The sequence below is a fragment of the Pseudomonas alkylphenolica genome (assembly GCF_016009175.1).
GTDB classification, from domain to species: Bacteria; Pseudomonadota; Gammaproteobacteria; order Pseudomonadales; family Pseudomonadaceae; genus Aquipseudomonas; species Aquipseudomonas alkylphenolica_B.
Genome location: NZ_JADUCM010000013.1, coordinates 84,724 through 103,080 on the forward strand (window position 1 = coordinate 84,724; position 18,357 = coordinate 103,080).

13 protein-coding genes are annotated in these 18,357 nt (G+C 61.3%); 4 read left to right on the forward strand and 9 right to left on the reverse strand.

The features are described 5' to 3' along the window. Positions 1–252: 252 nt before the first annotated feature. The 7 genes from rpsA to mtnA form a co-directional block, all read right to left on the reverse strand. Positions 253–1,929, reverse strand: a complete 1,677-nt coding sequence (gene rpsA / locus I5S59_RS13675; RefSeq protein WP_045180061.1) for a 30S ribosomal protein S1 — start codon at positions 1,927–1,929, stop codon at positions 253–255. 125 nt (positions 1,930–2,054) lie between these two features. Then, complete coding sequence (gene cmk / locus I5S59_RS13680) at positions 2,055–2,741, reverse strand: (d)CMP kinase (RefSeq protein ID WP_197877083.1); 687 nt, start codon at positions 2,739–2,741, stop codon at positions 2,055–2,057. Next, a complete protein-coding gene (locus I5S59_RS13685) occupies positions 2,738–4,945 on the reverse strand; it encodes a bifunctional prephenate dehydrogenase/3-phosphoshikimate 1-carboxyvinyltransferase (RefSeq protein ID WP_332262074.1) in 2,208 nt (735 codons plus the stop codon). The genes cmk and I5S59_RS13685 overlap by 4 nt, the downstream gene beginning before the upstream one ends. 77 nt (positions 4,946–5,022) lie before the next feature. Then, a complete protein-coding gene (pheA, locus tag I5S59_RS13690) occupies positions 5,023–6,117 on the reverse strand; it encodes a prephenate dehydratase (RefSeq protein ID WP_107026308.1) in 1,095 nt (364 codons plus the stop codon). Next, positions 6,117–7,202 (reverse strand): 3-phosphoserine/phosphohydroxythreonine transaminase, encoded by a 1,086-nt coding sequence (serC, locus tag I5S59_RS13695; protein WP_197877085.1) that lies wholly within the window; start codon positions 7,200–7,202, stop codon positions 6,117–6,119. Before serC ends, pheA begins: the two co-directional genes overlap by 1 nt. A gap of 100 nt (positions 7,203–7,302) precedes the next feature. Beyond that, positions 7,303–9,945: a DNA gyrase subunit A gene (gene gyrA, locus I5S59_RS13700; RefSeq protein WP_197877086.1), complete on the reverse strand. Its 2,643-nt coding sequence runs from the start codon at positions 9,943–9,945 to the stop codon at positions 7,303–7,305. A 279-nt stretch (positions 9,946–10,224) separates the two neighbouring features. Beyond that, positions 10,225–11,301, reverse strand: coding sequence for an S-methyl-5-thioribose-1-phosphate isomerase (mtnA, locus tag I5S59_RS13705; protein WP_197877087.1), 1,077 nt, complete (start codon positions 11,299–11,301; stop codon positions 10,225–10,227). A gap of 122 nt (positions 11,302–11,423) precedes the next feature. Between mtnA and I5S59_RS13710 the strand changes: the two genes are divergently transcribed. From I5S59_RS13710 to I5S59_RS13725, 4 genes are all read left to right on the forward strand, one after another. After that, complete coding sequence (locus I5S59_RS13710) at positions 11,424–12,755, forward strand: TRZ/ATZ family hydrolase (protein WP_197877088.1); 1,332 nt, start codon at positions 11,424–11,426, stop codon at positions 12,753–12,755. Between the two features lie 63 nt (positions 12,756–12,818). Continuing rightward, the gene (gene ubiG, locus I5S59_RS13715) at positions 12,819–13,517 is read left to right on the forward strand and encodes a bifunctional 2-polyprenyl-6-hydroxyphenol methylase/3-demethylubiquinol 3-O-methyltransferase UbiG (protein ID WP_197877089.1); all 699 of its coding nucleotides are present in this window, start codon (positions 12,819–12,821) and stop codon (positions 13,515–13,517) included. Positions 13,518–13,519: 2 nt separating this feature from the next. Next, the gene (mupP, locus tag I5S59_RS13720; protein ID WP_197877090.1) at positions 13,520–14,191 is read left to right on the forward strand and encodes an N-acetylmuramic acid 6-phosphate phosphatase MupP; all 672 of its coding nucleotides are present in this window, start codon (positions 13,520–13,522) and stop codon (positions 14,189–14,191) included. Positions 14,192–14,290: 99 nt separating this feature from the next. Next, the gene (locus tag I5S59_RS13725; RefSeq protein ID WP_197877091.1) at positions 14,291–15,031 is read left to right on the forward strand and encodes a YciK family oxidoreductase; all 741 of its coding nucleotides are present in this window, start codon (positions 14,291–14,293) and stop codon (positions 15,029–15,031) included. A 3-nt stretch (positions 15,032–15,034) separates the two neighbouring features. On the opposite strand, the gene I5S59_RS13730 is transcribed toward I5S59_RS13725, so the two are convergent. After that, on the reverse strand, positions 15,035–15,787 hold the full coding sequence (locus I5S59_RS13730) for an iron-containing redox enzyme family protein (RefSeq protein ID WP_232239746.1): 753 nt from the start codon (positions 15,785–15,787) through the stop codon (positions 15,035–15,037). A 70-nt stretch (positions 15,788–15,857) separates the two neighbouring features. After that, positions 15,858–18,314 (reverse strand): EAL domain-containing protein, encoded by a 2,457-nt coding sequence (locus tag I5S59_RS13735; protein ID WP_197877093.1) that lies wholly within the window; start codon positions 18,312–18,314, stop codon positions 15,858–15,860. Positions 18,315–18,357 lie beyond the last annotated feature (43 nt).

Consider the following 18,357-nt stretch of genomic DNA (forward strand, 5'->3'; position numbering starts at 1 on the left):
CTTTATCAAGCAGCTAGATCATTGCTTCATTGTTTTTAGCATGACCTGAGGGATTTGAACAGGCCGGTTATTGACTTAATCGAAGATTCTTGTTCCGTCCTCACCTCAAGAAAACGATATCTTTTTGCCATCACCCTCCACAACATCAGCCCACGCAAGGGTTACAGCCAAACCTGCCCGTCGGGTCAAGGTTAAATCGCAGGCACAAAAAAGGGCGACCGAAGTCGCCCTTTTTCAATACCCAAGCAGAACTTAGTTCTGTTTGGCCATTGCCTGACGCAGCAGCGCGGCCATGGTGGTATCAGCAGCTTCCGGAGCGGTTTCTTTCAGGCTCTGGATAGCTTCTTTCTCTTCAGCGTCGTCTTTCGACTTGATGGAGAGGCTGATGACACGGCTCTTACGGTCAACGCTGATGATCTTGGCTTCGATCTCTTCGCCTTCCTTCAGGACGTTACGCGCGTCTTCAACGCGGTCACGGCTGATTTCGGAAGCTTTCAGAGTGGCTTCGATGTCGTCGGCCAGGGTGATGATAGCGCCCTTGGCGTCAACTTCTTTAACGGTACCTTTGACGATAGCGCCTTTGTCGTTGACAGCAACGTAGTTGGAGAACGGATCGTCTTCCAGTTGCTTGATGCCCAGGGAGATACGCTCACGCTCTGGATCTACGGACAGGATCACAGTGTCCAGCTCGTCGCCCTTCTTGAAGCGACGTACGGCTTCTTCGCCCACTTCGTTCCAGGAGATGTCGGACAGGTGAACCAGACCGTCGATGCCGCCGTCCAGACCAATGAAGATACCGAAATCGGTGATCGACTTGATGGTGCCGGAGATCTTGTCGCCCTTGTTGAACTGGCCAGAGAAGTCTTCCCATGGGTTGGACTTGCACTGTTTGATGCCCAGGGAGATACGACGACGCTCTTCGTCGATGTCCAGAACCATAACTTCCACTTCGTCGCCAACTTGAACGACTTTCGAAGGGTGGATGTTTTTGTTGGTCCAGTCCATTTCGGAAACGTGTACCAGGCCTTCCACGCCTTCTTCCAGCTCTGCGAAGCAGCCGTAGTCGGTCAGGTTGGTAACACGCGCCATTACGCGGGTGCTTTCTGGGTAACGAGCCTTGATAGCAACCCATGGGTCTTCACCCAGTTGCTTCAGACCCAGGGATACACGGTTACGCTCGCGATCGTACTTCAGAACCTTGACATCGATCTCGTCGCCAACGTTGACGATTTCCGATGGGTGCTTGATACGCTTCCAGGCCATGTCGGTGATGTGCAGCAAGCCATCAACGCCGCCCAGGTCAACGAATGCGCCGTAGTCGGTGAGGTTCTTGACGATACCTTTGACTTGCTGGCCTTCCTGCAGCGATTCCAGCAGAGCTTCGCGCTCGGCGCTGTTTTCGGCTTCCAGGACGCTGCGACGGGAAACGACAACGTTGTTGCGCTTCTGGTCCAGCTTGATGACCTTGAATTCCAGCTCTTTGCCTTCCAGGTGGGTGGTGTCGCGCACTGGGCGGACATCAACCAGGGAGCCCGGCAGGAACGCACGGATACCGTTAACGTCGACAGTGAAGCCGCCTTTAACCTTACCGTTGATAACGCCCTTGACCACTTCTTCGGCGGCGAAAGCTGCTTCCAGAACAATCCAGCACTCGGCGCGCTTGGCTTTTTCACGGGACAGTTTGGTTTCGCCAAAGCCGTCTTCGACCGCGTCCAGCGCAACGTGAACTTCGTCACCGACCTTGATGGTCAGCTCGCCAGCTTCGTTGTAGAACTGCTCGAGCGGGATGACGCCCTCGGACTTCAGGCCAGCGTGTACGGTAACCCAGTCGCCGTCGATGTCGACAACGATACCGGTGATGATCGCACCCGGCTGAAGATTGAGGGTTTTCAGGCTTTCTTCAAAGAGTTCTGCAAAGCTTTCGCTCATTTTAATTCCTGTAGATTAGGGCGGGACATACGCCCATCAGCCACATTCCAGACAATGTGGGTTTCGTTCATATAAAGGAAAGCCGACAGGACGTTGACTGGTGCCCCTGCCTGCTTCCCTGGTCATCAGGCGATATCGCGCAGGGCGATCTCGCTTTTGATGCGTTCCAGCACCTGCTCGATGGACAACTCCGTGGAATCCAGCTGTATCGCATCGGCCGCCGGCTTGAGCGGGGCCACTGCGCGCTGGGTGTCGCGCTCATCACGCGCACGAATCTCATCTAGCAGACTCGACAGACTAACATCTTCGCCTTTTGCCTTCAACTGCAAGTAACGGCGACGCGCACGCTCTTCAGCGCTGGCGGTCAGAAAAACCTTTAGTGGCGCATCCGGGAACACCACAGTGCCCATGTCGCGGCCATCGGCAATCAGCCCCGGCGTCTCCTGAAATGCACGCTGGCGTTGCAGCAAGGCATCACGCACCGCGGGCAGCGAGGCCACCCGCGAAGCGCCGGCACCGACGGTTTCGGTACGGATGACATTGCTGACATCTTCGCCTTCGAGAATGATCTGCTGCAGTTTGCCAGGCTCGGCAGCGATGAACTGCACGTCCAGGTGCGCGGCCAGCTTGACCAACAGCTCTTCGTTGGTCAGGTCGACGCCGTGATTGCTGGCGGCAAAGGCCAGCAAGCGGTACAGCGCACCGGAGTCCAGCAGTTTCCAGCCCAGTTCACGCGCCAGCAGGCCGGCAACGGTACCCTTGCCGGAACCACTTGGACCGTCGATGGTAATGACGGGCGCATTCACGTTCACGACTTGCCCTCTTCAGCTACACGGATACCGACTTCGGCGCACAGCGCCAGGAAGTTCGGGAACGACGTGGCGACGTTGGCGCAGTCATGGATGCGAATCGGCGCAGTGGCGCGCAGCGAGGCAACGCTGAACGCCATGGCAATACGGTGGTCGCCATGACCATGCACTTCACCACCGCCAATCGAACCGCCATCGATGATGATGCCGTCCGGGGTCGGCTCGCACTTCACACCCAGGGTCAGCAGGCCGTCGGCCATGACCTGGATACGATCGGATTCCTTGACCCGCAACTCTTCAGCGCCACGCAGCACGGTACGCCCTTCGGCGCAGGCCGCAGCGACGAACAGCACCGGGAACTCGTCGATCGCCAGCGGCACCAGGTGCTCAGGGATCTCGATACCTTTGAGTTTAGCGCCCCGTACACGCAGGTCAGCTACCGGCTCGCCACCGACTTCACGCTGGTTTTCCAGGGTGATGTCACCGCCCATCAGCTTGAGGATGTCAATCACGCCGGTGCGGGTCGGGTTGATACCGACGTGCTCGAGCACCAGCTCCGAACCTTCGGCAATCGAGGCCGCGACCAGGAAGAAGGCTGCCGAGGAGATGTCAGCAGGCACTTCGATATGGGTTGCGGCCAGCTTGCCACCGGATTCCAGGGACGCCGTCGGCCCCTCGACGTTCACGCTGTAGCCGAAACCGCGCAGCATGCGCTCGGTATGGTCGCGGGTCGGCGCCGGCTCGGTGACGGTGGTCTTGCCTTCGGCATACAGGCCCGCCAGCAACAGGCAGGACTTCACCTGGGCACTGGCCATTGGCAGCGTGTAGGTCAGTGCTTTGAGTTTGTGGCCACCGCGAATGGTCATCGGTGGACGACCTTCGGCGGCGGTTTCGATGACCGCGCCCATTTCCCGCAGCGGATTGGCGACACGGTTCATCGGACGTTTGGACAGCGAGGCGTCGCCGGTCAGCACGGTATCGAACGGCTGCGCGGCCAGCAGGCCGGAAAGCAGGCGCATCGAGGTACCGGAGTTACCCAGGTAGATCGGGCCGGGCGGCGGCTTGAGGCCATTGAGACCGACGCCGTGAATGGTCACGCGACCATGGTGTGGACCTTCGATGACCACACCCATGTCGCGAAAGGCCTGCAGCGTCGCCAAGGCGTCCTCACCCTCGAGGAAGCCTTCGACTTCGGTGGTGCCTTCTGCCAGGGAACCCAGCATGATCGAGCGATGGGAAATCGATTTGTCGCCTGGTACGCGAATTCGGCCAGACAGTTGGCCACCAGGATTTGCCAGGAAAATCAGGTCGTTGGAGTTCATAGCGTCCACATAGGCCCGGCGGGCCAGGATTTTACTGAAATGCTCGCGGGCAACCCGGGCGCGTGTGAAAACGCCCAGCAATTGATGCCCATCCCCTGCATCGACCGCGTCGCGCAAGGCGTCGAGATCGCTGCGAAATGTATCCAGTGTGCGCAGAACAGCTTCGCGGTTGGCGAGAAAAATGTCGTGCCACATGACCGGGTCGCTTCCGGCGATTCTTGTGAAATCGCGGAAACCGCCGGCAGCGTAACGGAAGATATCCAGGTTTTCATTGCGCTTGGCCAGCGAATCAACCAGACCAAAGGCAAGCAGGTGCGGCAAGTGGCTGGTCGCAGCCAGGACTTCGTCATGGCGCTCGACCTGCATGTGCTCGACATCGGCCTCCAGCGCACGCCAGAGCCGGTCGACCAGCGCCAGCGCGGCAGGGTCGGTTTCAGCCAGCGGCGTCAGGATGACCTTGTGGCGCCGGAATAGCGCCGCGTTGGACGCCTCTACCCCGCTCTGCTCGGAGCCGGCAATCGGGTGCCCGGGCACGAAGTACGGCAACTGCTCGGCGAAGGCCTCGCGCGCGGCACGCACGACATTGCCCTTGGCACTGCCAACGTCGGTCAGCACCGCCGCCCCAAGATCGAGCTGCGCCAGGCGGGCCAGGAGCTTTTCCATCGCCAGGATCGGTACGGCCAGCTGAATGACATCGGCACCGACACAGGCAGTAGCGAGGTCGTCTTCACAGCGGTCGACAACCCCAAGCTCTACCGCCAGCTTGCGCGATTGAGGGTCAAGATCGACGCCGACCACTTCGCGGCACAGGCCACTTTCCCGAAGCCCCTTGGCGAACGATCCGCCAATCAGCCCCAGCCCGACCACTACCAGACGACCGATAATCGGTTCGACCTTGCTTACCACGACTTCAACCACGGGGCAGGACCCTATTCAAATCTGCATGCATGCCACTCATCACCTCAAAGCACCGCTTTGGGGTAGGAACCCAGCACCTTGAGGGCCACGGCTTCCTGGCTGATTTTCTCCAGCACGGCCTTGATCAGCGGATCACGGTGGTGACCGATGAAATCGATGAAGAATACGTAGGTCCATTTGCCGCTGCGCGACGGGCGCGTTTCAATGCGCGTCAGGTCGATGCCGTTTTCGTGGAACGGCACCAGCAACTCGTGCAAGGCACCCGGCTTGTTACTCATCGAGACGATGATCGAGGTCTTGTCGTCGCCGGTCGGCGGCACTTCCTGATTACCGATCATCAAAAAGCGCGTGGAGTTGTCCGGACGGTCTTCGATTTTCTCGGCAAGACGGGTCAGACCATAGAGGCCAGCCGCCATGTCGCCGGCGATGGCAGCCGAGTTCCACTCACCCTTGACCCGCTTGGCCGCCTCGGCGTTGCTGGAGACAGCGACACGCTCGACGTTCGGGTAGTGGGCGTCCAGCCACTTGCGGCACTGGGCCAGGGACTGGGCGTGGGAGTAGATGCGGCTGATGCTGTCGGTCTTGGTGTTTTCACCCACCAGCAAATGGTGGTGAATACGCAGCTCGACTTCGCCACAGATAACCATGTCGTGCTCAAGAAAGCTGTCCAGGGTGTGGTTGACCGCACCCTCGGTGGAGTTCTCGACCGGCACCACGCCAAAATTGACGGCGCCAGCCGCCACTTCGCGGAACACTTCGTCGATGGCCGCCATCGGCTTGCTGATCACCGCATGACCGAAGTGCTTCATCGCCGCCGCCTGGGTGAACGTACCCTCAGGCCCCAGGTAGGCGACCTTGAGCGGCTGCTCAAGGGCCAGGCACGAGGACATGATTTCACGGAACAGGCGGGCCATTTCTTCGTTGCCCAACGGCCCCTGGTTGCGCTGCATCACGCGCTTGAGCACCTGAGCTTCGCGCTCCGGGCGGTAGAAGATCGGCTCTTCACCGGCAGGCAATGCCGCCATCTTGACCCGCGCCACTTCCTGCGCACAGCGGGCACGGTCACTGATCAGCTCGAGAATCTTCTCATCGAGACTGTCAATGCGCACCCGCAGCGCCTTGAGTTCCTGCTCCGACATCAGCCGTGCTCCTTCTCGAATTCGGCCATGTAGGTAACCAGCGCATCCACAGCTTCCAGACCCAGGGCGTTGTAGATCGACGCGCGCATGCCGCCGACCGAACGGTGCCCCTTGAGGTTGAGCAGGCCACGGGCGTCGGCACCGGCCAGGAAGGCCTTGTCGAGGCGCTCGTCCGCCAGGCGGAACGGTACGTTCATCCACGAACGCGCGTTGACGCTGATCGGGTTGCTGTAGAAGTCGCTGCTGTCGATGAAACCGTACAGGCGGTCTTTCTTGGCACGGTTGCGCTGCTCCATGGCCGCGACACCGCCCTGTTCCTTGAGCCACTCGAAGACCAGCCCGGAGAGGTACCAGGAGTAGGTAGCCGGGGTGTTGTACATCGAACCGTTGTCGGCAGCGACCTTGTAGTCAAGCATGGTCGGGCAGCTGCTACGGGCGCGACCGATCAGGTCTTCACGCACGATCACTACCACCAGGCCGCTTGGACCGATGTTTTTCTGGGCGCCGGCGTAGATCATGCCGAAGTCGGCGACATCGACCGGACGCGACAGAATGTCCGACGACATGTCGACCACCAGCGGCGCATCACCGGTTTGCGGCACCCAGTCGAACTGCAGGCCACCGATGGTCTCGTTCGAGGCGTAATGCACGTAAGCGGCACCCTTGGTCAGGTTCCACTCATTCTGGCCAGGGATGTTCAGGTAGTCGTAGGGTTTGGCACTGGCAGCGACATTGATGTTGCCGAAACGACGGGCTTCTTCAATGGCTTTTTTCGACCAGATACCGGTTTCGATATAGTCGGCGGTGCCGCTTTCAGGCAGCAGGTTCAGCGGGATCTCGGCGAACTGCTGGCTCGCGCCGCCCTGCAGGAAGAGCACTTTGTAATTGGCGGGAACGGACAACAGGTCGCGCAGATCCTGCTCGGCCTTTTCGGCGATGGCCACGTAGTCGTCGCTACGGTGACTCATCTCCATCACGGACAAGCCCTTGCCATTCCAGTCCAGCATTTCGGCCTGGGCGCGCTGCAGGACAGCGTCAGGAAGCGCAGCAGGGCCTGCGCAGAAGTTAAAGGCTCGTTTGCTCACATCCACTCTCGCTCTGCTCTTGATGTCCGTGGAGCAGGCCGTGCGGTGTGAAAAATGACACCGCTACGGCCACCCCACCAGGGTTACGTTACTGCGTTACTTATTCCTGAGGCGCCTCTTCGTCGCCAGCAGCCTGCGCTTCTGGCGCTTCGCCCGCTTCACCGGCTTCGGCTTCGGCATCGGCATCGTAGTCTTCGTCACCTTCCTCTTCAGAAGGCTCCTGGACACGCTCCAGGCCCACCAGGGTTTCGTCGCTGGCCAGCTTGATCAAGGTCACACCCTGGGTATTACGGCCCAGACTGGAGACTTCACCGACACGGGTACGCACCAGGGTGCCCTGGTCGGAAATCAGCATGATTTCCTCACCGTCCTGCACCTGTACCGCACCGACCAGGCGACCGTTACGCTCGTTGCTGACCATGGCGATAACGCCCTGACCGCCACGCTTGTACTCGGGGAACTCGCCGATTTCGGTACGCTTGCCGTAACCACGCTCGGAAGCGGTCAGAATCTGGCTGCCCTCTTCCGGAATGATCATCGAGATCAGCTTCTGCCCTTCGGCCAGGCGCATGCCGCGCACACCGCGGGCGGTACGGCCCATGGCACGTACGTCGGATTCCTTGAAGCGGGTAACCTTGCCGGCGTCGGAGAACAGCATGACCTCACGCTCGCCATCGGTGATGGCCGCGGAAATCAGCACGTCGCCTTCGTCCAGCTCCAGCGCGATCAGGCCGACGCTGCGCTGACGGCTGAAGGATTCCAGCGGGGTCTTCTTCACGGTACCGTTGGCGGTGGCCATGAAGATGAAGTGACCCTCGGTGTATTCCTCGACCGGCAACATGGTCGAAATGTACTCGCCTTCGTCCAGCGGCAGCAGGTTGACCAGCGGTCGACCGCGCGCAGCACGGGAGGCTTCCGGAATTTCGTAGGTTTTCAACCAGTACACCTTGCCCTTGCTGGAGAACAGCAACAGGGTGGTGTGGCTGTTGGCGACCAGCAAGTGCGAAATGTAGTCCTCGTCCTTGACGCCTGTAGCCGACTTGCCTTTACCGCCACGACGCTGGGCCTGGTAGGCCGCCAGCGGCTGGGTCTTGGCGTAGCCGCCATGGGAAATGGTCACAACCCGGTCTTCTTCCGGAATCATGTCACCCAGGGTCAGGTCCAGGCGCGCATCGAGAATTTCGGTGCGGCGCACATCGCCGTATTCGGCGCGGATCAGCTCCAGCTCTTCGCGGATCACTTCCATCAGGCGCTCGGCGCTGTTGAGGATGCGGATCAGCTCGCCGATCTGGTTGAGGATCTCCTGGTACTCGGCCAGCAGCTTCTCGTGCTCAAGGCCGGTCAGGCGGTGCAGGCGCAAGTCCAGAATGGCCTGGGCCTGTTCCGGCGAGAGGAAGTACTTGCCATCACGCAGGCCGTACTGCTCGTCGAGGTTTTCCGGACGGCAGGAGTCGGCACCGGCGCGCTCGACCATGACCTGCACGGCACTGGATTCCCACGGTGTGCTGATCAGCGCTTCCTTGGCTTCCGACGGTGTCGGCGAGGCCTTGATCAGGGCAATGACCGGATCGATGTTGGACAGGGCAACGGCCTGGCCTTCAAGGATGTGACCACGCTCGCGCGCCTTGCGCAGTTCGAACACGGTACGGCGGGTAACCACTTCGCGGCGGTGACGAACGAATGCCTCGAGCAGGTCCTTGAGGTTCAGGACACGCGGGCGGCCGTCGATCAGGGCGACGATGTTGATACCGAATACCGCTTGCAGCTGGGTCTGGGCGTAGAGGTTGTTGAGGATGACCTCCGGAACCTCGCCACGGCGCAGCTCGATGACGATACGCATACCGTCCTTGTCGGACTCGTCGCGCAGCTCGGTAATACCTTCGAGCTTTTTCTCTTTGACCAGCTCGGCGATCTTCTCGATCAGGCGCGCCTTGTTCAGCTGGTAAGGCAGTTCGGTAACCACGATCTGCTGGCGGCCACCGACCTTGTCGATGTCTTCGACAGTGGAACGGGCACGCATATAGATGCGGCCACGGCCGGTACGGTAGGCCTCGATGATGCCCTGGCGGCCGTTGATGATGGCAGCTGTAGGGAAGTCGGGGCCCGGGATGAACTGCATGAGTTCATCAATGGTGATGTCGGCGTTGTCGATCAGTGCCAGGCAACCGTCGATGACTTCACCGAGGTTGTGCGGCGGAATGTTGGTGGCCATGCCCACGGCAATACCGCTGGAACCGTTGACCAGCAGGTTGGGGATCTTGGTCGGCATGACCGCCGGGATCTGCTCGGTGCCGTCGTAGTTGGGCACCCAGTCGACGGTTTCCTTGTGCAGGTCGGCCAGCAGCTCATGGGCCAGCTTGGTCATGCGCACTTCGGTGTATCGCATGGCCGCAGCGTTGTCGCCGTCGACCGAACCGAAGTTGCCCTGACCGTCGACCAGCAGGTAGCGCAGCGAGAACGGCTGAGCCATACGGACGATGGTGTCGTACACCGCGGTATCACCGTGCGGGTGGTACTTACCGATCACGTCACCGACCACACGGGCGGATTTCTTGTACGGTTTGTTCCAGTCGTTACCCAGTTCGCTCATCGCATACAGAACGCGGCGATGCACGGGCTTCAAGCCATCACGCGCATCGGGCAGTGCACGCCCGACAATGACGCTCATCGCGTAGTCGAGGTAGGACTGTCTCAGTTCGTCTTCGATATTGACCGGGAGGATTTCTTTGGCCAGTTCGCCCATGAGAAGCCTGATTCCTTTTTCTGGTGAAACCTCGTCACATCCATATGGGACGAACGAAGCTCGCCGCTGCAAAGTGACTCCTTGCAGCGACTTACGACAAATCAACGAGTTAAGCCATGGATCTGCGCAGTAAAGACAGCCCCGCAGGCCTGCCTTGGAAACCGTCGGATGTTACCACAATCGCCCAGACGGTGGGAGTAGCCTGCGGCACTACTACCCTACTGCTCGTCAGTAACGCCCGCTAGCCGCCTCATCAGGGCGCAATCAGGCAAAAACCTGTCAGTGCAATCGCTTGCGACACATCAGTTGCGCCATCTTTACCGTGTCCGGACGCTCGACAATACCCTTCTCGGTCACGATCACATCGATCAGGTCGGCCGGGGTCACGTCAAAAACCGGGTTTACGGCCTCGACATCCGCCGCGACCGGCACCCCACCGACTGCCAGCAACTCGCTGGCGCTGCGCTCTTCCAGCAGGATGTCCTCACCGCTCTCCAGGTTCATGTCGATACTCGAACTGGACGCCACTACCATGAAGCGCACCCCGTGATGCATGGCGTTGACCGCCAACTGGTAGGTACCGATCTTGTTGGCCACATCGCCATTGGCGGCAATGCGGTCAGCACCGACCACCACCCAGGTGATGCCTTTGGTCTTCATCAGGTGGGCGGCCGCTGAGTCGGCATTGACGGTCACCGGGATACCGTCTTCCGTCAGCTCCCAGGCGGTCAGGCGCGAACCTTGCAGCCAGGGACGGGTTTCATCGGCATATACGCGCTCGACCATACCTTCCAGGTAGGCCGCGCGAATCACACCCAAGGCGGTACCGAAGCCACCAGTGGCCAAGGCACCGGCATTGCAATGGGTCAACAGGGCCTGCTCGTTGCCCTGATGCTTGCGAATCAGTTCGGCGCCCAACTGGGCCATGGTCAGGTTAGCCTCGCGGTCGCTGTCATGGATGGCGATGGCCTCGGCCTCCATGATGGCTGCCACGTCGTCGCCCTCTTTGACCCGCAACAGGCGCTCACGCATACGGTTGAGCGCCCAGAACAGGTTAGCGCCGGTAGGCCGCGAGTTGAACAGGACGTCAAAATCCTCCTCCAGCGCCATCTCCCAATCATCGCCTTGCGCCAGGCGCTGGCGCACGGCCATGGCCAGGCCATAAGCGGCGCTGATACCAATGGCCGGCGCGCCACGCACCACCATCAAGCGAATCGCCTCGGCCACTGCGTCGGCGTCGGCATAGGCCAGCCAGGTCTCCTCGAATGGCAGAGCGCGCTGGTCAAGCAGGTGCAGGACGCCATCACGCCAATCGATGGCATTCACCTTCTCTGCGGCCAGTAGTCGATCGCGCATGCCTCACCCCGTCGTTCAGACACCAAAAGCGTACGATTATAGCGAGCCCCAGCCGCGGACGCTCGGGTATACTTCGCCCTCAGCCGCAGTGCCACACCCCCGTGCCCGAGGAAAATCCCGCCATGCCCAAACCCGCTACGCCGCTCGACTTGCTGCTCCTGCCTGGCTGGCTGGTGCCTGTCGAACCTGCCGGGGTGGTATTGAAGGATCATGGCGTGGGCATTCGCGACGGCCAGATCGTGTTCATCGGGCCGCGGGCCGAGGCGCAGCGCTATGTCGCCAGCGAAACCCGCGAATTGCCTGGCTGCCTGCTCACTCCGGGGCTGATCAACGCCCACGGCCACGCCGCCATGACCCTGTTCCGCGGCCTGGCCGACGACCTGCCGTTGATGACCTGGCTTGAAGAGCACATCTGGCCGGCCGAAGGCCGCTGGGTGGACGAAGCCTTCGTGCGCGACGGCACCGACCTGGCCATTGCCGAACAGATCAAGGGCGGCGTCACCTGTTTCTCGGACATGTATTTCTACCCCAGGATCGCCAGCGAACGCGTGCACAACAGCGGTATTCGCGCACAAATCGCCGTGCCCCTGCTGGACTTCCCGGTCCCGGGTGCGCGCAGCACCGAAGAGGCACTGCACCTGGGCATCGAGCTGTTCGGCGACCTGCGCCACCACTCGCGTATCACCGTGGCCCTGGGCCCGCATGCGCCGTATACGGTGAGTGACGACAACCTGGAAAAGATCCGGGTGGTCGCCGAAGAACTCGACGCACCGATCCACATGCACATTCACGAAACCGCCTACGAGGTCGAGCAATCCCTGGCGACCCGCGGCGAGCGTCCGCTGGCCCGACTGGCGCGCCTTGGCCTGCTCGGCCCGCGCCTGCAGGCGGTGCACATGACCCAGATCAGCGACGAAGACCTGGCCCTGCTGGTAGAAAGCAACACCAGTGTAGTGCACTGTCCGGAGTCCAACCTCAAGCTGGCCAGCGGTTTCTGCCCGGTGGAACGCCTGTGGCAGGCCGGCGTCAATGTCGCCGTGGGCACCGATGGTGCTGCCAGCAACAATGACCTCGACGTACTCGGCGAGACCCGTACCGCAGCTTTGCTGGCCAAGGCCGTAGCCGGCTCGGCAGCCGCGCTGGACGCCCACCGGGCCCTGCGCATGGCCACCTTGAATGGCGCCCGGGCGCTGGGCCTGGACGCGGTGACCGGCTCGCTGGAAGTGGGAAAGGCTGCAGACCTGGTCGCCTTCGACCTCAGCGGCCTGGCCCAGCAACCGATCTACGAACCGGTTTCGCAAGTGATCTACACCAGCAGTCGTGACTGCGTGAAGCATGTCTGGGTCGCTGGCAAGCAACTGCTCGACGAGCGCCGCCTCACACGCATGGACGAGCAGGCCCTTCATGCCGCCGCCAGTGCCTGGGGCCAGCGCATCGGTGAGCGCACCGAATAACCGGGGGGCAGCCATCACTGCCACCCTGTGACACCTTTAATCAAAGTTTCAGAGGACCGATCCATGAGCAACGTCGACCACGCCGAAATCGCCAAGTTCGAGGCCCTGGCCCATCGCTGGTGGGACCGCGAAAGCGAGTTCAAGCCCTTGCACGACATCAACCCGCTGCGGGTCAACTGGATCGACGAGCGGGTCAAGCTGGCGGGCAAGAAGGTTCTCGACGTCGGTTGCGGCGGCGGCATCCTCAGCGAAGCCATGGCCCTGCGCGGTGCCACCGTGACCGGTATCGACATGGGCGAAGCGCCCCTGGCCGTCGCCCAGTTGCACCAGCTTGAATCGGGTGTTCAGGTCGAGTACCGGCAGATCACCGCCGAAGCTCTGGCCGAAGAAATGCCCGAGCAGTTCGACGTGGTCACCTGCCTTGAGATGCTCGAGCACGTGCCGGACCCTTCCTCGGTGATCCGCGCCTGCTTCCGCATGGTCAAGCCTGGCGGTCAGGTGTTCTTCTCGACCATCAACCGCAACCCGAAGGCTTACCTGTTCGCGATCATCGGCGCTGAATACATCATGAAGCTGCTGCCACGCGGCACCCATGACTTCAAGAAGTTCATCCGCCCGTCCGAACTGGGCGCCTGGAGCCGCGAGGCCGGCCTGACCGTCAAGGACATCATCGGCCTGACCTACAACCCGCTGACCAAGCACTACAAGCTGGCCAGCGACGTCGACGTCAACTACATGATCCAGACCCTGCGCGAGGAATGAACATGCGCCTGAGAGCAGTACTTTTCGACATGGACGGCACCCTGCTCGACACGGCGCCGGATTTCATCGCCATCTGCCAGGCGATGCTGGCCGAGCGCGGCCTGCCCGCCATCGATGACCAGCGCATCCGCGACGTGGTTTCCGGCGGTGCCAAGGCCATGGTCGCGGTGACCTTCGACCTTGACCCCGAAGCACCGGAGTTCGAAGCCCTGCGCCTGGAATTCCTCGAGCGCTACCAGCAAGGCTGCGCGGTGCACAGCAAACTCTACGACGGCATGGCCGAACTGCTGGCCGACATCGAGAAAGCCAACCTGCTGTGGGGCGTGGTCACCAACAAGCCGGTGCGCTTCGCCGAGCCGATCATGCAGCAACTGGGCCTGGCCGAGCGCTCCGCCCTGCTGATCTGCCCGGATCACGTGAAGAACAGCAAGCCGGACCCCGAGCCGCTGATCCTCGCCTGCAAGACCCTGAACCTGGACCCGGCCAGCGTCCTGTTCGTCGGCGACGACCTGCGCGACATCGAGTCGGGCCGCGATGCCGGTACCCGTACCGCTGCCGTGCGTTATGGCTATATTCATCCAAGTGACAACCCCAACAACTGGGGTGCGGATGTAGTCGTCGACCATCCGCTGGAACTGCGCAAAGTGCTTGATAGCGCGCTTTGCGGCTGCTGACCCCTTAGCTGGCAAGGCGCTGCCTTGCTTCGCCTGCAATGCCGGCACCTGCAGACCGCAGGCGCCGACGTTGCCCGCCCCCTATCACGAGGCAACCTCATGTTTGATTACTCCGCCCGCCCTGACCTGCTCAAAGGCCGGACCATCCTGGTCACCGGCGCCGGTCGCGGCATCGGCGCTGCAGCCGCCAAGGCCTACGCCGCCCATGGCGCTACCGTACTGCTGCTGGGCAAGACCGAAGGCAACCTGACCCAGGTCTATGACGAAATCGAAGCCGCCGGCCATCCAAAACCTGCGGTCATTCCGTTCAACCTGGAAACGGCCCTGCCCCACCAGTACGACGAACTCGCCGCCATGATTGAAACCGAGTTCGGCCACATCGACGGCCTGCTGCACAACGCCTCGATCATTGGCCCGCGCACACCGCTTGAGCAGTTGTCTGGCGACAACTTCATGCGTGTCATGCAGATCAACGTCAATGCCATGTTCATGCTTACCAGCACCCTGCTGCCGCTGCTCAAGCTGTCAGAAGATGCGTCGGTGATCTTCACCTCCAGCAGCGTCGGGCGCAAAGGCCGGGCCTACTGGGGTGCTTATGGAGTATCGAAATTCGCCACCGAGGGCCTGATGCAGACCCTGGCCGACGAACTGGAAGGCGTGGCGCCGGTGCGTGCCAACAGCGTCAACCCGGGCGCAACCCGCACCAGCATGCGCGCCCAGGCGTATCCGGGCGAGAACCCGGAGAACAATCCGCTGCCCGAGCAGATCATGCCGGTCTATCTCTACCTGATGGGCCCGGACAGCACCGGCGTCAACGGCCAGGCGTTCAACGCCCAGTAAGGCTCAGCCCTCGACCAGTTCCGCCTGGACACGGGCGGGCTGGCGCTGTTCCTGCTGCATGCAGCGCTCAAGGAACAGGTACATGTAGTCATAGCTCTTGCAGATCGCCCGGCGCAACTGCGCCTGCAGCGCCTGGGGCGGGTTGTTGCCGGCCAGTGTGCAGACGATTTCCAGCGCCTCCCACGGGTGCGCATCGTCGTACTGGGCGTGCATCTTCAGCCACTTCATCGCGCGCTTGCGCCCTTCTTCCGGGAAGCCCTGAGCGTAGGCCCCCGTCGAGCACACCACCGCCGACCACTCACCGGTGGCACCTTCGATGGCATAGTTGGTGGCGGCAATGGCAACCACCAGCGAGTCGGCCGCGCAGGCATGCCAGCACCAGTCGCTCAGGGCATTGAGCTCGGTCGGCACGTCCTGGTTTTGCAGGTCTTCAAGGCTCACGCCATGGGCCAGGCTCCAGTTCAGCCAGTAATCGGCATGATTGAGCTCGACACGAATGTTGCGCATCAACCAGCGGCGCGCCATGTCTTCCCCAGGATGGCGTGCGTAACGGGTCTTGGTCAGGTTCTTGGCCATGTACAGGGAGAACTGTTCGACCACCGGCCAGCCGCCAATCAGGTACTGGCGCATGGTCCGACCACTGAGCCGGCCATCGCGCATGCGCTGGTAAAGTTCGTGTTCGACGACCCGGCGCTTGCTCTCATGGCAGTCCTTGATCAACTGCTGGGCCCAGAGCGGGTAACTGGTGGGGTCCATCAATGGACCGGTACGGACGAACGCGTCAATCACTGTCAGCTCCTTGTTCCTTGTGATTATCGTTGGATCGTCAGCGAAAGGTCCCTGGCGCCTTGAACAGCAGGGGCCTTGCGGCAATCCGTTGGCGATGAAGGCTGTCGCAGGTGAATACCTGCGGCCGCTCGATCAGGTACCCCTGGGCGTAATCGACGCCGATCTCCTGCAGGGCCTGCTCGATCAACGGCGTCTCGACAAATTCGGCAATGGTGCGTTTGCCCATGACGTGACCGATGTGATTGATGACTTCAACCATAGCCCGGTTGACCGGGTCATCAAGCATGTCTTTGACAAAACTTCCGTCGATTTTCAGGAAATCTACAGGCAAATGCTTCAAATAGGCAAATGACGACATCCCGGCGCAGAAATCATCCAGCGAGAACCGGCAGCCCAGCGCCTTGAGTTCGTTGATAAAGCGAATGGCGCTGCCCAGGTTGGCAATGGCGCTGGTTTCGGTGATCTCGAAGCAAATCATCTGCGGCGGAATGGCGAACTCACCGAACAGCCGCTTCAGGTAGTCGAGGAATTTGTCATCGCCAATGCTGCTGCCGGACAGGTTGATCGCGCACATGGCCAAAGGACCATCACGGCGCTCGTCCAGCCCCTGGCGAATGACCATGAACACGCTGCGCACTACCCAACGGTCGAGTGCGGTCATCAAACCGTAGCGCTCGGCGGCAGGAATGAAGCTGTCGGGCAAAATGATCCGGCCGTTTTCATCATGCAGGCGCAGAAGTATTTCGATATGACCCGGCCCGTCATCAGGCCCGAGGGCGGCGATCTCCTGGGCATACAGGCAAAAGCGGTTTTCCTCCAGGGCCACATGCAGACGCTGGATCCAGGCCATTTCGCCAAAGCGCATGGACAGTTCGCTGTCATCGGCATGGTAGACCTGAACCCGGTTGCGGCCCTTTTCCTTGGCCATGTAGCAGGCCATGTCGGCTGCACGCAACGAGGCTTCCAGTGTGGTGGGCAAGTGCGCGACATGTACCAGGCCAATGCTCACCGTGGTCATGAACGGCCGCGCTTTCCAGACAAAGTGCAGGCTCTGCACCGCCTGACGCAGCCCTTCGGCAATGCGTTCGGCCTGATCCTGCGGGCAGTTTTCCAGCAGGATGCCGAATTCGTCGCCGCCCAACCGGGCCAGGGTGTCGCCCTCACGTAAGCCCGCCTGCAACACCGCACAAATGTGCCGCAGCAACTCATCGCCGGCAGCATGCCCGCAGGTATCGTTGACCAGTTTGAACTGGTCCAGGTCAAGGAACATCAGCGTATGCCGGGCCGGTTTGCGCGCCAGGGTGTTGATCGCCTGCTCCAGGCGGTATTCAAACTCGCGGCGGTTGGCCAGCCCGGTCAGCGCATCGTGGGTTGCCTGCCACGACAGGTTGGCGATGTACTGCCGTTCCTGGGTCATGTCGTGCAGTACCAGCACAACGCCGCTCACCTGCCCGTCTGCCATGATCGGCGCGCCCACCAGGGTCACCGATACCGTGCTGCCGTCCAGGCGCTGGATCAGCTTGGTGTGCTCGCTACCGCCCTTGAGACCGCCGCCAAGGATGTGCTCGATCAGGGTCAGGTTGTCTTTCTCGGCATTCTCATCGAGCAGGCTGAACAGCGCCGCCAATGGCAGCCCGTGGGCCTGGCTGGCGTGCCAGTGGGTCAATTGCTCGGCGGCCGGGTTCATGTAGGCGATGCAGCCGTCAACGTCAGTGGTGATGACCCCGTCGCCAATCGATTCGAGGGTGATCTGTGCCCGCTCCTTCTCGACCTGCAAGGCACTGGCAAAGGCCTGACGCTGGGTCAGCAACTTGCTTGAGCGCATCCAGGCCAGCCCGATCAGAAACAGCGCCGTTGCCAGGTTGGTCACCAGCAACAATTGCAACAACCTGCGCGAGCCTTCACCCAAGGCGTCGCTGAAGGCGCGTGCGGCGGGCGTCACGCCTTCGTTGATGGCGGCGATGCGCGATTTCCAGTTCGCGACAGCAGTGGCATCGGCCTTGCCCAGGCGAAAGTCTTCGTGCATCTGCCGGGCGACTTCGTCCAGCTGGCTGAGAAAGCCGTCACCCACGGCCCAGCGCTCGATGGCCCGCTCCAGGTAACTGACCTGGCGAAAATTGAGGTACAACCAGATGATGCTGGAGACGTCGTCAGGGTGGTTTCCGCCCTGGATCAAGCCGCGTCGTGCAGCCTCCAGGTCCGGCGTGGGCAAATCCAGGGCGACACGCAGGTCATGCCCGCCCAGCGGCACGGCAATCGCCTGGCGATAGCGCTGAAATGTCGCTTCGTCGCGGCTATCGGCATACAGGTTGAGGTAATAGATCGCGTCTTTCTGGCCCTTGGACCAGAGACTCTCCCCCGCCACATATCCACGCACCGCCGACAAGGCGTACAAGCTGATGCTCCCGAGCAATGCCTGAAACAACACCACGGCTACAAAAGGCCAGATGATGCCCAACAAATTCGGGGCTTCGAGAGTCCGTTTTCGCTTCATGAGGTCCCTTGCACACAGAGCCGGATGAATCTCTTGATCTTAT

What these genes read in the sequence shown, in the direction of transcription:
- rpsA (WP_045180061.1), bottom strand. Translation starts at nt 1,929, where the DNA reads ATGAGCGAAAGCTTTGCAGAACTCTTTGAAGAAAGCCTGAAAACCCTC.
- pheA (WP_107026308.1), bottom strand. Translation starts at nt 6,117, where the DNA reads ATGTCGGAGCAGGAACTCAAGGCGCTGCGGGTGCGCATTGACAGTCTC.
- gyrA (WP_197877086.1), bottom strand. Translation starts at nt 9,945, where the DNA reads ATGGGCGAACTGGCCAAAGAAATCCTCCCGGTCAATATCGAAGACGAA.
- mtnA (WP_197877087.1), bottom strand. Translation starts at nt 11,301, where the DNA reads ATGCGCGATCGACTACTGGCCGCAGAGAAGGTGAATGCCATCGATTGG.
- I5S59_RS13710 (WP_197877088.1), top strand. Translation starts at nt 11,424, where the DNA reads ATGCCCAAACCCGCTACGCCGCTCGACTTGCTGCTCCTGCCTGGCTGG.
- ubiG (WP_197877089.1), top strand. Translation starts at nt 12,819, where the DNA reads ATGAGCAACGTCGACCACGCCGAAATCGCCAAGTTCGAGGCCCTGGCC.
- mupP (WP_197877090.1), top strand. Translation starts at nt 13,520, where the DNA reads ATGCGCCTGAGAGCAGTACTTTTCGACATGGACGGCACCCTGCTCGAC.
- I5S59_RS13725 (WP_197877091.1), top strand. Translation starts at nt 14,291, where the DNA reads ATGTTTGATTACTCCGCCCGCCCTGACCTGCTCAAAGGCCGGACCATC.
- I5S59_RS13730 (WP_232239746.1), bottom strand. Translation starts at nt 15,787, where the DNA reads ATGGACCCCACCAGTTACCCGCTCTGGGCCCAGCAGTTGATCAAGGAC.
- I5S59_RS13735 (WP_197877093.1), bottom strand. Translation starts at nt 18,314, where the DNA reads ATGAAGCGAAAACGGACTCTCGAAGCCCCGAATTTGTTGGGCATCATC.